This is a genomic window from Lactobacillus sp. W8172 (assembly GCF_016102055.1).
In the GTDB taxonomy this organism is placed as follows: domain Bacteria; phylum Bacillota; class Bacilli; order Lactobacillales; family Lactobacillaceae; genus Lactobacillus; species Lactobacillus apis_A.
Genome location: NZ_JACFPG010000002.1, coordinates 123349 through 135983, shown reverse-complemented (window position 1 = coordinate 135983; position 12635 = coordinate 123349). Strand labels below are relative to the sequence as shown.

The window sequence follows — 12635 nt, the reverse complement described above, 5'->3', positions numbered from 1 at the left end:
GAACAGAATATGGCTGATAAAAAAACTTTTTATATTACAACCCCAATTTACTATCCGTCCGGCCGCTTAACCATTGGTAATGCATACACAACAATTGCTGCCGATGTAATGGCGCGTTACAAGCGTAGCCAAGGCTATGACACTTTCTTTTTAACTGGTACTGACGAACACGGCTTAAAGATTGAACAAAAAGCAGAAAAGCAAGGAATTAAGCCACAAGAGTTTGTTGATAACATGGTTGTAACATACAAAAAGCTATGGAAGAGCCTAGATATTTCATACGATAAGTTTATTAGAACTACCGATGAAGAGCACGTTAAGGGTGTCCAGAAAATTTTTGAGCAACTATTAAAACAAGGTGATATCTATCTTGGCGAATACACTGGCTGGTATTCAGTTGAAGACGAAGAATATTTCACTGAATCCCAACTTGCAGAAGTTTATAAGGACGATGAAGGCAATGTGATTGGTGGTAAGGCACCATCAGGTCATGAGGTTCGACTAGTTAAGGAACCATCCTACTTCTTTAAGATGAGTAAGTATGCTGATCGACTTTACCAATACTACCAAGATCATCCTGAATTTATTTTGCCTCATTCTCGTGAAAAAGAAATGGTTAATAACTTCATTAAACCTGGTCTTGAAGATTTATCAGTTACTCGGACTACCGTCTCCTGGGGAATTCCAGTGCCAAGTGATCCTAAGCACGTTGTTTACGTGTGGATTGATGCATTGTCTAACTATATTACTGCACTAGGTTATGGTTCAGATGATGACTTGCTCTTTAAGAAATACTGGCCTGCAGATGTCCACTTAGTAGGTAAGGAAATTGTTCGTTTCCACACAATTTACTGGCCAATTATGTTGATGGCACTAGACTTACCGTTACCTAAGCACGTTATTGGTCACGGTTGGGTACTAATGAAGGACGGTAAAATGTCCAAATCTAAGGGTAATGCAGTTTATCCTGAATCCATCATAAATCGCTATGGTGTAGATGCTTTACGTTACTACTTAATGCGTGCATTGCCATTTGGTTCTGACGGAGTCTTTACACCAGAAGACTTTGTTGAACGTGTTAACTACGATTTAGCAAATGATTTAGGCAACTTGCTTAACCGGACAGTTTCAATGATTAACCAATATCAAACTGGTGAAGTGGCTCCAGTTGCTAAAGATCAAGATGAGTTCGGCCAAGATCTTGCTAGCGTTGCCGCTGAAGCAATTGCTAATTATCAAAAAGATATGGATAAACTTTACTTTACCCAAGCAATTGAAGATATTTGGAAACTAGTTAGCCGCGCAAATAAATACATTGATGAAACTACTCCTTGGGAATTAAATAAGGAAGGTAAAAAAGAGGACTTGTCGCGAGTAATGTCCAACTTAGCTGAAAGTTTAAGAACTATTGCCTTATTGATTGCACCAATTATGACTAGAACTCCCGTTGAAATGTTTAGACAATTGGGACTTGATTGGGATAATTCTGAGCAAAAGCAACTTGGTTTTGGCGATTTTGCTTGGAATGTCAAAGTTATCAGTGATCCTAAGCCAATTTATCCACGTTTGAAACCAGAAGACGAAATTAAGTACATTAAGGATGAAATGGCTAAGGCAAAACCAAAAAAGGAAAGCCGCAGTGAGCAAGTAAAAGATAAAGAAATCTCAATTGATGATTTTGATAAGGTCAAAATTAGGGTTGGAAAGATTCTTTCGGTTGAGCCTGTCCAGGGATCAAGTAAACTATTAAAATTCCAACTTGATTTTGGTAATGGTGATGAACGTCAAATCCTGAGTGGTATTCGGAAGTATTATCCAAATGCTAGTGAATTACTGGATAAAAAAGTTTTGGCAGTTACTAACCTGAAACCACGTAAAATGCTTGGTCAATTAAGTCAAGGAATGCTTTTATCAAGTGAAAAAGGTGGCACAGTTAAGTTAGCAATTGTTGGCGACGAACATGAAATTGGGGCCGAATTAGGTTAATGGAATTAATTGATAATCATACGCACTTGCAAGATGGGCCTTTCCAGGGTAAAGAAGAATTTTATCTTGATCGCGCACGCCAATTGGGTGTTAATAAGATGATTTGTGTTGGTCAAGATCCAGAGTTTAATCGGGGCGCAATTGAACTTAGTCAACGTTTTGAGCAGGTTTATGCAATGGTCGGGTACTGTCCTGATGTTGCTAAAGATTACGACCAAAAGGCTGAAGATGAGTTAATTGAACAACTGCAAATACCTGGTGTTGTTGCAGTTGGAGAAATCGGCCTTGATTATTACTGGGATGAATCTCCGCGTGAACAGCAGCGCGAAGTATTTGCACGCCAGATTGAGGTTGCACATGAATTGAAAATGCCCGTAGACATTCACACAAGGGATGCCTTTGCAGATTGTTATGACATTTTGAAGAACAGTAATCTAGAATACGGGGCAGTTTTGCATAGTTTTAACGGTGATGTTTCTTGGCTTGAAAAGTTTTTAGATTTAAACGTCTGCTTTTCATATTCTGGTGTTGTTTCTTTCACCAAAGCAACGGAGGTTCATGAGGCCGCAAAGAAGACACCAATGGACCGGTTATTAGTTGAAACGGATGCACCATTTTTAACACCTAAGCCATATCGCGGTAAGCAAAATGAACCTGGCAATGTTTATTACGTTGCAAGAGCAATTGCTGAATTGAAAGACATTCCGTTAGAAGAAGTTGCCAAGGCAACTTATGAAAATACGATGAGGGTATATGGTCTTAACTAAAAAACAATTTAATGCCGTTGTAGTGGTAGAAGGTAAAGATGATACAATTCGCCTAAAACAGTTTTTTCCTGGCATCGAAACAATTGAAACCAATGGCTCTGATGTGCCACCGGTGGTCTTGACTGAGTTAAAAGAATTATCAAAGAAACGTGAAATAATTGTCTTAACCGACCCAGATCTTAATGGTGAGAGAATCCGCAGATTAGTTACTGAGGCGGTCCCTAGTGCTAAGCAGGCCTTTATTACACGCAAAGAAGGCGATCCTCATAAAAAAGGAAAGGGCAATTCACTGGGAGTTGAGCATGCCTCAAAGCAGGCACTTGTTAGGGCTTTGAGCGACTTACATGAACAGCAGGCTCCTTCTAGTGATATTAGCAAGCAAGCTTACCAAAAACTGGGTTTATCAAGCGGACCCAATTCGGGTAAATTACGTGAGCAAGTAGGAATTAGCTTGCGTATCGGCTATGGCAACGCAAAGCAGTTTTACAACCGGTTATGCACATTTGGTATTACGCTTAAGCAACTTGAGCAGGCCGTTAAGGAGGCAAAAAATGAATAACGAAATTCCAATTGGTTCCGCGGTTCGGACTCAAGCAATTATTAATCGCTACTTTGTTAAGGCGAAGAAGAACCTAGGACAAAACTTTTTAGTTGATCTAGATGCAATTAAGGGGATTGTTCAGGCAGCTGGAATTCAACCTGGTAATCAGGTGATTGAAATTGGACCAGGGATTGGTTCGTTAACGGAGCAGCTCTTGCTTGCAGGTGCAAAGGTCTTTGCCTACGAAGTTGATGAGAGTTTACCAGAAATTTTATATAATGAACTCCCTGCTAAAATAGATGGCGTCCGACTTGATGACCGCTTTAAATTAATGATGAAGGACATTTTAAAGGCAGACTTTCCGGCAGATTTTGAAGATTTTCTTGATGTAAATAAACCAATTAAGGTTGTAGCCAATTTACCATACTATATTACAACTCCAATTATTTTCTTTTTGAATCAAGCAAACTTAAATTTCACTAGTTTAACTTTAATGATGCAAGAAGAAGTTGCCGAGCGGCTAGACGCTCAGCCAAATAGTAAAGCTTATGGTCCTTTGACAATCGCGGTTCAAACGCAAATGACAGTCAAACTTGCGCTAAACGTAAAAAGCAGTTCATTTATTCCGCGCCCTAAGGTTGACTCAAGTGTAGTTGTTTTGACTCCTTTGACAGAACAGATGGATGTTGGTGATCCGAAACACTTTAATTGGGTAGTGAAAATGTGTTTCAGTCAAAGGCGTAAAACTTTAAATAATAATTTAAAGAATTTAGTACCAGATCCTGATCAACGAAAGCAGTTGATAGATTCTTTAGGAGTGGATCCACGTATTAGACCGGAACAGCTCACAATCAAGCAGTTCATCCAGATTGCAGCCGCGATTTCACCGCAAAAATCATGAAAAGCTTCTGGGCTAGCACTTAAAAAGAATTGAAAAAATGATAATATTGTAGTAAAATAGAGCTCCAAAGGAGTTGTTAACAGTGCCAACATCTATTACTACTATTAAGCAGAAATTAGATTCACATTTGGGTGATTCTTTGACTGTGGTTGCAAGAGCAGGACGTAAGAAAGTTACCAAAAGACGCGGGGTCTTGAAGGAAACATTCCCAGCTGTTTTCGTTGTTGATTTGGATCAGGACCAAAATAACTTTGAACATGTTTCATATAGCTACACGGATTTGTTAACCAAAAATATCACATTAAAATTTGATGATGCGGCTGAATAAGCTAGATTAAAAATAAAAAGATCATACTTTTTGGCATTAACATTTTGTAAAATGTTAGTGTCTTTTTTTGTCGTTCAGTGTATAGTAGAAGCAGGCAAAAGACAAACATTAGAGAGGGGATTTTATGAAACGTTCAGAGAGATTAGTTGATATGACTAAATATTTAATGGAACGCCCACATGACTTGATACCATTACCATTTTTTGCTAAACGTTATGGAGCTGCTAAGTCATCTATTTCAGAAGATTTGGCAATTTTAAAACATACTTTAGCTAATAATCAGGATGGTATCTTAGAAACTGTTGCGGGTGCTTCAGGAGGTGTCCGTTACGTTCCTTTTTGGGGTAAAAAACATGCGCAAAATTATTTAACTGATTTAGCTGCAAGAATTGAGGACCCGGATCGGATATTAGCGGGCGGCTTTGTTTATCTTTCTGATATTTTAGGAAATCCGCAAGACCTTGAAAAAATTGGTAAGCTGATTGCCACACGTTATGCATATTCTAAAATTGACGTGGTAATGACAATTGAAACTAAGGGTATTTCACTAGCTCAAGCTGTTGCGCGCTATTTAAACGTACCATTTATTATTGCACGCAAACGTTCAAAGGTGACGGAAGGCGCAACGGTTTCTGTTAATTACATCTCTTCTTCGCTTGATCGTGTGTCTAAGATGGAATTACCTACAAGGGTTTTAAATGAACACTCTAATGTTTTGTTAGTAGACGACTTTATGATGGCCGGTGGTACTTTGACCGGTATGCAGCAACTAGTTAGAGAATTCGATAGCAATATTGCTGGTATCTGCGTTTTATGTGAAGCTGATTTTGAAGATGAAAAGCTAATTGAAGGTCACCTTTCATTAGTTAAAATTAAGCGTGTAGACGGTAAAAAGAAAGTCATTATTGCTGAGCCAGGAACCATAGTCGAACATACCGATTATGATCGCTTTTAGTTTGAAATAATAAAAGTGGGCAAAATCCAAAATTAGAAGAGGCTAAAAAATAATGAAAAAATTTGTTATTGTCCTTGCAGCTGGCAAGGGTACAAGAATGAAATCTAAGCTATACAAGGTTTTACATCAGGTTTGTGGTAAAACAATGGTTGAACACGTTGTTGAAGCTGCACAGGGAATCGAACCAGACAAAATTGTGACTGTTGTTGGCACAGGTGCAGAAGATGTTGAAAAGGTCTTAGCTGGAAAATCAGAATTTGCACTGCAGAAAAAGCAGCTGGGAACAGGTGACGCCGTTTTAACTGCCGAAAAGGAGTTAGCAGGAAAAGATGGTGCCACGCTAGTTATTACTGGTGATACACCACTGTTTACCAGTGAGACCTTTAAAAAGTTGTTTGACTACCATCAAACTAAGGGCAATGCAGCTACTGTTTTAACTGCGCAAGCACCTAGCCCATACGGCTACGGTAGAATTATCCGTGATGATCAAGATAACGTCTTAAGAATTGTTGAACAAAAAGACGGTAGTCCTGAAGAACTAAAGATCAAAGAAATCAACACAGGTGTTTTTTGCTTTGATAATAAGTTGTTGTTTGAAGCCCTGAAACATGTTAATAATCAAAATGCACAAGGTGAATATTATCTGACTGACGTATTGGAAATTTTGCGCAATGAAGGTCAACGAATTGGCGCATATCGCATGCGTGATTTTAGTGAGAGTATTGGTGTTAACGATCGTGTTGCGCTCGCGCAAGCAAGCAAAATCATGCAAAAGCGGATTAATGAAAAGCACATGTGTAATGGCGTAACCTTTATTGATCCTGATACAGCTTACATTGATTCAGACGTGAAAATTGGTTCGGATACAGTTATTGAAAGCAATGCTATTATTAAGGGCAAGACAGAAATTGGCAGTAATTGCTTAATTACCTCTGGCTCACGGATTGTTGATTCAACCATTGGCGACCATGTAACAGTTACTTCATCAACAATTGAGAACTCACAAATGTTTGAGAATACTGATATTGGACCAAACTCACATCTGCGGCCTAATTCAATCATCAAGAAGGGTGCTCATATCGGTAACTTTGTTGAAATTAAGAATTCTGAAATCGGCGAAAACTCAAAGGTTGGACATTTGACTTACGTTGGGGATGCAACTTTAGGTAAAGATATTAATGTCGGCTGTGGTACCATTTTTGCTAATTATGATGGTATTAAAAAGGATCATATTAATGTCGGCGATCGTGCTTTCATTGGCTCAGGAGCTACTTTAATTGCACCAGTAAATATTTCAGATCACGCATTTGTTGCTGCTGACTCAACTATTACCAAGGATGTAAACAAATATGATATGGCAATCGCACGTGGACGTCAGGTGAATAAGCCTGACTATTGGCACAAACTACCATTATCAAAAGATGAAAATTGGGAATAAATCTGTCTTTCAGAATTAAAATTTAGAAAACAACACAACTGTAATTAAATAGTATTAAGAAAAGGTAAGATATTACCATCTTAATTGGTTTAATTGCATTTTTGGTATACAATAAATATCATTGAAATAGTTTTTTAATGAGGTGTAATAGATAAATGAAACTAAGTCATAAATTAATGGTGGTATCAGCAGCTGCATTTATTGGTGTTAGTCCAGTATTGAGTGCGAGTCAAACTGCAGTAGTGCAAGCAGCTCATAAATCAACAGCAAAGAAGACTTCTTCTACCAAGAAAAATGCTTCAAAAAAAGGCACAATTAAATTAAGTCACAATTCTTACGTATATGATAAGGATGGCAAGCGTCTAAAGACTTATATGGGCAGTGAGAAAAACACGACCATTGGTAAAGGCTATACCTTAAAATACGCATCTAAAGTAACTATTGGTGGTATTGAATTTTACGATATTGGTGGTGGTGCTTTCGTTAAGGCAGCTAATGTTGGCTACGTTGATGGTAAAAAGGTTACTAAAGCTAACGCAATCACTGCTACTGCAAGTGCTAAGATTAAGCACAATGCTTACATTTACGATGCTAAGGGTAAGACTGACAAGAAGAAGATCAAGAAGGGCCAAACTGTTACCTTTGATCAAGCAATTTACATTGGTAAAAAGCTTTACTATCGCATCAGTGGTCAAACTAACCAATTTATCAAGGCAGCTAACGTTGGCAAATTAGCCGGCGCAACTCTGAAACCAGTTAATGAAAGTATTACACCAAGTGATAATCAAAATGACCCTACAGTAATTACTTTGAATCATAATGCATATATCTACGACGACCAGGGGAATGCAAGTAAGACTTTACTTAAGAAGGGTCAGCAAATTCAAGTTGATAAGCTCCAGTATATTGATGGCAAATTGTACTACCGCATTAGTGATAGTAAATATCCTGGTGAAAACCAATGGGTTAAGAAGAGCAATGTTGGTGTAATCACTGGTAAGCAATTAAAACCTGCAAATGAGAAGCCAACAGATGATCAAGATGCCACTTTTGCTACTATTGCACGTGATACTAATGTTTATGATGAAAAAGGCATTGCACAACCAACAAAGACCTTTGCTAAGGGACATGTTGCCCGTGTAAATGAACTACGCTATATTTGGGTTCAGTCTGAAAATAAAGCCGTTTTATTCTATAAGTTACAAAGTGATAAAAACGGCTTTATTAAGGAAGACGATGTTAATATTATAAGTGGGCATAAGCTTACGCCAGTTAACACACCAGAAATTGCTAAAAACCAGGCTATTACTGCTACTGATGCGGATAAAAAATCATTACAAGATGCTTTAGGTGAAGCAGCAGCAGTTAAGGCAAGCGATGCATATAAATTATCAGCCAAGGCGTTACGTGCTTCCTACGATGCAGCTATTGATACTGGTATACAAGTTAATACTGCAATTTCAACTGTTGCACAAGTAAATGATACTCTGAGCAAAATAACTACTGCTAAAAACGCTCTTAACGGCAAAAAAATTCCAGTTAATGATTTAAATAACTTAACTATTACTGAAGCTGATCAAATTGTTCAACTTGCTGCTACAGCAAATGGCGTGGACAAGTCAGCAATTCAATTTAGTAATAACAACACTATTTTAACAATCACCGGTGCAAATGGTTTCCAACAAACTTTGAACATTACTGATTACGCAACTGCAAACAAATAGTTAATGCATTTATATCAAATGCCACCAAGTAATTGGTGGCATTTTTTTGCTTACGATGCAAATTCACCTTTTAGTGTAATTGATTTTAATTAAGCTAGCTACATATCAGACTAAAAGAGTGTTATTTATTTTTATTTCTTCGCTAGTAGTCTAGTTTTAAAAGCTAGACTGTAGTGTTATACCAGATAAAACTATACGCTATTCCTATTAAAATACTATTATTTAATGAGCTTTTTTCACTTTTTCTAAAGCGATTTCATTTAATATGGTATAATACAAGTGTAGTTAAAAATAGTAGGAGGAAATTAAAATGAATGCTTTAATTAACTGGTTAAATAAGCATGTCGTTCCCGTTGCAGCAAAGATAGGTTCGGTTCGCTGGCTTGTAGCCTTGCGTGATGCTTTCATTTCTATCATGCCATTGATTATGGCAGGTTCTGTAGCTAATGTTATTAATGCGTTAGTAAGAGATCTACCAAATCAATTCGGCTGGACTGGCTTTGTAAACTCAATGCAATGGCTAATTGCCATTAATGCTTTAGTCTGGACAGGTACAACAGCTGTTCTAGGTTTGCTATTTGCATTTACATTTGGTTACCAAATGTGTGTTCAATACAAAGTTGAACCAATTGCTGGTGGTTTAGTTACCTTAGGTACTTTTATCATGGGACTGCCACAGAGCTTCTCACTTGATTTAAAAGCTGCTTTAACAAAGGGAGATGTTAAAGCTATCACTGACGCTGGTGCAGCTGTAGCTGGTAAAAACGTTAGTGCATGGGGTTACTTCAACTTTAACAAGTACTTTGGTGCTTACGGTTTCTTCACAGTAATGATTATGGGCGGTATTGCTATTGCCGTGTACATCATGTTGATGAAGAAACATATTACAATCAAGATGCCTGCTAGTGTTCCACCAGCAGTTTCTAACGCATTTACTGGTATTATTCCTGCTGTTGCAGGTTTATATGTTGTTGGTATTATTAACTATCTATTCCAACTCAACAACACAACTGTTATTGACTTTATCTCAAAGACAATTCAAGAGCCTTTGATGAAAGTCAGTCAAGGTTACTGGTCAGTACTATTGATTACTTTCTTGGTTCAATTATTCTGGTTCTTCGGTATTCACGGTACCAACGTCCTTGCACCTGTTACCGAAAGCATCTGGACTACTGCGTTGATTGCTAACGTTAATGCCTACCACAACGGTAAAACATTACCTTACATGTGGACAAGAACAGATTTTGATCTTTATGTTTGGATTGGTGGTGCAGGTTCCACCTTACTATTGCTATTAGCAATCTTGATTTTCTCAAAACGTGAAGATCAACGTGCTGTTGCAAAAGTTTCATTAGTTCCTGGTATCTTCAACATTAACGAACCTGTAATGTTTGGTATGCCTGTTGTTTTGAATCCAATCTACTTCATTCCATTTGTTCTTGCACCATTAGTTATGGTTTCAATTTCATATGCTGCTTTGAAGTTTGGCTTGGTTAACCCAGTTAGAGCACAAATAACTTGGGCAATGCCACCATTCCTCAACGCATTTTTAGGAACAATGGATTGGCGTTCAATTGTGTTACAGGCTGTTAACATGGTTATAGGTTTCTTTATCTATGTACCATTCGTTATCGCTGCTAACAATATGAAACCTGAAGCAGAATAGTCCTAGTTTAAGGAGTAATAAAAATTATGAAGCAATTAGGTATATCACTTTATCCAGAGCAAAGTACTTTTGAACAAGATCAAAAGTATATGGATTTGGCTCATAAATATGGTTATAAGCGCATTTTTACATCGCTATTGCAGTTAAAGAACGATGATGGTGAAGATTTATTAGCTAAGTTGAAAAAAGATGTTGCTTATGCAAATAAGCTAGGCTTTACGACTGTTGTTGATATTAATCCAGGCTTATTCAAGGAATTAAACATTGACTACAATAATTTAGTCTTTTTCCATGACTTAGGCGTTTGGGGCCTGCGCTTAGACGAAGGCTTCAGCGGGATGGAAGAAGCAGCAATGACTCATAATCCATACGGATTAAAGATTGAGCTTAATATGAGTCGTGGTACGAATTACCTTGATAGCATTATGTCTTATGATCCAGAGCCTGATAACTTAATTGGGTGTCATAATTTCTATCCACAGGAATATACTGGTTTGAGTGAAGACATTTTTATGGAATATTCACTTAAATATCGTGAGTATGGTTTACACACCGCTGCATTTATTTCTTCAAAGAATGCGCAATTTGGTCCATGGCCTGTTCATGAAGGCTTACCAACAATGGAAAGTGATCGTCAAAGAAACATTGCTAGCCAAGTGACACACTTACGCTTAAGCAAAATGATTGATGACATTATCATTGGTAATGCGTTTGCTAGTGAGGAAGAACTTGCCGCAGCTGCTGAAGCCTTCAATAGTCCATTTCCAGTTTTAGGAATTGATTTTGAAGAAGGTGTTCTACCAATTGAACAAACAATTTGTTTAAAAGATAAACATCTATACCGTGGTGACGCTTCTGAATACTTATTACGTGACACAATGCCACGTGTGGTTTATTCCGATGAGGACATTCCTGCTCATAATAATGAAAAGTCTACCTTTGATTTTGGCGATGTTGTAGTTGTAAATGACAAGTATCCTCGCTATAAGGGCGAGTTACAAATTGTTTTAACTCCATTTAAAAATGATGGTAGGCGTAATCTGGTTGGCCACTTGAGAGAGGATGATCTTGATTTACTTGATCTAGTGGAACCATGGAGTACATTTGTACTTGAAGAAAATAACTAAAACTAGTTTTCTGCAAAAGAAAAGGCTATAGGTAAAACCTATAGCCTTTTTATTTTGATATCGCTTTCAAAAAATAGTATAATAGAAATAACAGTTTTTAGTGAAGGAAAGAGAAAAATGCTTGGATTTTCAATTTATCTGGATCATGACCTAACAGCCGCTGATTATAACTACTTATTGGCAATGCGTAATGCTGGTTTAACGACAATTTTTACTTCTCTAAATATTCCTGAAGATGATGATAAACTAGTTTTAAAGCGCTTGGGGGAATTAACTAAGTGGTGTAGTAATCTGGATATAGATTTAATTGCGGATGTTTCTAAGGCTGACTTAGAGAAATTAGATGTAGCAATTACCGATATTGATCAGGTTAAAAAGTTGCATTTAACAGGGTTAAGAATAGATTCAGGAGTTGATTACAGCACAATTGCAAAGTTATCAAAAGAGATGCCGATAGCACTAAATGCAAGCACGATTGAAAAAGATGATGTTACTGCATTGCGAAGTTATTGTGCTGACTTTACCCATTTACAAGCTTGGCATAATTATTATCCACGGCCAGAGACTGGTTTATCCACAAATTGGTTAGCTGCCAAAAATGCTTGGCTGCATGAAATGAACTTGCAGACGATGGCTTTTGTTGCGGGAGATGCAAAAAAGCGAGGACCAATTAATGAGGGCTTGCCGACAGTAGAACAGCAACGAAAAGAAAATCCATTGGCAGCGATGCTTGAATTGAAAGAGTTTGGCTGTGATCATGTTTTTATCGGTGATGCAGACTTATCTCAGGCATCGCTGCGAAGCTTTAAAAACTACATTAAAGAGAATGCAATTACGTTGCGAATAAACAAAGATGTACCAGAACTATTTAGTTGCGAATGGCACAATCGAAGGGATTGTGCAGAAAAAGTTATTCGTTTAGCTGAAGGACGTGAACGGCAGCTTTTTGGAACAACTCCTAATAGCGAAGTTCTGGCACGTCCTAAAGGAACGATTACCTGTGATAATAGCTTATATATGCGCTATCAAGGTGAGTTACAAATCACAAAATGTGATTTGCCAGCTGATAAACGGGTTAACATTTTAGCGCAGGTGATACAGGAAGATTTGCCATTATTAAATCAAATAGAAGCGGGTAAAAAGCTACTCTTTACATCGGATGAGTAATTTATCTTACAGCGAGTAATAAAGTTTAGGTTGAA

Annotated in this window: 11 protein-coding genes; all 11 read left to right on the top strand. The window is 37.6% G+C overall.

The genetic code is table 11. The features are described 5' to 3' along the window. Positions 1-9 precede the first annotated feature (9 nt). The 11 genes from metG to H3R21_RS04145 all read left to right on the top strand — a co-directional run bounded on the left by metG (position 10) and on the right by H3R21_RS04145 (position 12600). On the top strand, positions 10-1986 hold the full coding sequence (gene metG, locus H3R21_RS04195) for a methionine--tRNA ligase (protein ID WP_198183235.1): 1977 nt from the start codon (positions 10-12) through the stop codon (positions 1984-1986). Further along, the gene (locus H3R21_RS04190) at positions 1986-2753 is read left to right on the top strand and encodes a TatD family hydrolase (RefSeq protein WP_109715828.1); all 768 of its coding nucleotides are present in this window, start codon (positions 1986-1988) and stop codon (positions 2751-2753) included. The genes metG and H3R21_RS04190 overlap by 1 nt, the downstream gene beginning before the upstream one ends. Beyond that, positions 2740-3312, top strand: a complete 573-nt coding sequence (gene rnmV, locus H3R21_RS04185; protein WP_198183233.1) for a ribonuclease M5 — start codon at positions 2740-2742, stop codon at positions 3310-3312. Before H3R21_RS04190 ends, rnmV begins: the two co-directional genes overlap by 14 nt. After that, entirely contained in the window at positions 3305-4195 is an 891-nt protein-coding gene (gene rsmA / locus H3R21_RS04180) for a 16S rRNA (adenine(1518)-N(6)/adenine(1519)-N(6))-dimethyltransferase RsmA (protein ID WP_198183231.1), read from the top strand. Before rnmV ends, rsmA begins: the two co-directional genes overlap by 8 nt. Before the next feature lie 82 nt (positions 4196-4277). Further along, positions 4278-4523, top strand: coding sequence for a Veg family protein (locus H3R21_RS04175; RefSeq protein WP_046307712.1), 246 nt, complete (start codon positions 4278-4280; stop codon positions 4521-4523). 124 nt (positions 4524-4647) lie between these two features. Further along, entirely contained in the window at positions 4648-5478 is an 831-nt protein-coding gene (gene purR / locus H3R21_RS04170; RefSeq protein ID WP_198183229.1) for a pur operon repressor, read from the top strand. Between the two features lie 52 nt (positions 5479-5530). Further along, entirely contained in the window at positions 5531-6916 is a 1386-nt protein-coding gene (gene glmU / locus H3R21_RS04165) for a bifunctional UDP-N-acetylglucosamine diphosphorylase/glucosamine-1-phosphate N-acetyltransferase GlmU (protein ID WP_198183227.1), read from the top strand. Positions 6917-7071: 155 nt separating this feature from the next. Continuing rightward, a complete protein-coding gene (locus tag H3R21_RS04160) occupies positions 7072-8640 on the top strand; it encodes an SLAP domain-containing protein (RefSeq protein WP_198183225.1) in 1569 nt (522 codons plus the stop codon). Between the two features lie 310 nt (positions 8641-8950). Continuing rightward, entirely contained in the window at positions 8951-10306 is a 1356-nt protein-coding gene (locus tag H3R21_RS04155; protein WP_074425821.1) for a PTS sugar transporter subunit IIC, read from the top strand. 26 nt (positions 10307-10332) lie between these two features. Beyond that, positions 10333-11433 (top strand): DUF871 domain-containing protein, encoded by a 1101-nt coding sequence (locus tag H3R21_RS04150; protein ID WP_198183223.1) that lies wholly within the window; start codon positions 10333-10335, stop codon positions 11431-11433. A gap of 117 nt (positions 11434-11550) precedes the next feature. Next, complete coding sequence (locus tag H3R21_RS04145) at positions 11551-12600, top strand: MupG family TIM beta-alpha barrel fold protein (protein ID WP_198183221.1); 1050 nt, start codon at positions 11551-11553, stop codon at positions 12598-12600. Positions 12601-12635: the final 35 nt, after the last annotated feature.